Origin of the sequence: Pseudoalteromonas sp. SIMBA_162 (assembly GCF_046535955.1) — a bacterium.
Taxonomy (GTDB): Bacteria; Pseudomonadota; Gammaproteobacteria; order Enterobacterales; family Alteromonadaceae; genus Pseudoalteromonas; species Pseudoalteromonas marina.
Genome location: NZ_JAWJBQ010000692.1, coordinates 1 through 257 on the forward strand (window position 1 = coordinate 1; position 257 = coordinate 257).

Sequence of the window (257 nt, forward strand, 5' to 3'; positions counted from 1 at the left end):
GATGTCGTCGGTACTCGCGAGGTACGACATTTCCGGCGAGCGCAGGAAGCCGAAGCCGTCCGGGAGTACTTCGAGCGTGCCGTCGCCGAAGATCGTCTCTCCCGTCTTGGCGCGCTTTTTAAGAATGGCGAACATCAGCTCCTGCTTGCGCAGGCGGTTCGCGTTTTCGATCTCCAGGCCATTGGCCATTTCGATCAGTTCGGACACGTGCAGAGACTTGAGCTCGGATAAATGCATACGGAGAACCCGCCAGGGAG

General features: G+C 58.8%; 1 protein-coding gene. It reads right to left on the bottom strand.

The genetic code is table 11. From position 1 onward, the window contains the following. Positions 1 to 237, bottom strand: a 237-nt coding sequence (locus R0J88_RS21445) for a Rho termination factor N-terminal domain-containing protein (protein WP_410901092.1), incomplete at its 3' end; no start/stop codon positions are given. Positions 238 to 257: the final 20 nt, after the last annotated feature.